General features: G+C 58.7%; 1 protein-coding gene. It reads right to left on the reverse strand.

The window, feature by feature from the left end:
• A partial coding sequence (locus tag ACLFKU_RS44875; protein WP_410853535.1) for a transposase occupies positions 1-192 on the reverse strand: 192 nt, incomplete at its 3' end.
• Positions 193-252: the final 60 nt, after the last annotated feature.

Genomic DNA, 252 nt, shown 5'->3' on the forward strand with positions numbered 1-252 from the left:
TTCCGCCGTGACGACCTTCGCCCCCGGGCCGTTCAGCTTGCCGGCTTCCGACGCTTTGAGCCAGTTGCGCAGCGTCTGTATCGACATACCCAATTCGCCGGCCACGGCGCTCACGCCTTGCCCGTCCCTGACTCGTTGCACTGCAGCTTCCTTGAACTCCGCCGTGTACACCTGGTGCGGTACCTTAAACATTTCTTCTTTCCTTCCTTTCGGTCGAGTTTATACCCGACCTGCTGGAAGGCGAAATTTCAG

It is taken from the genome of Paraburkholderia sp. EG304, from assembly GCF_046543485.1.
Lineage (GTDB): Bacteria > Pseudomonadota > Gammaproteobacteria > Burkholderiales > Burkholderiaceae > Paraburkholderia > Paraburkholderia youngii.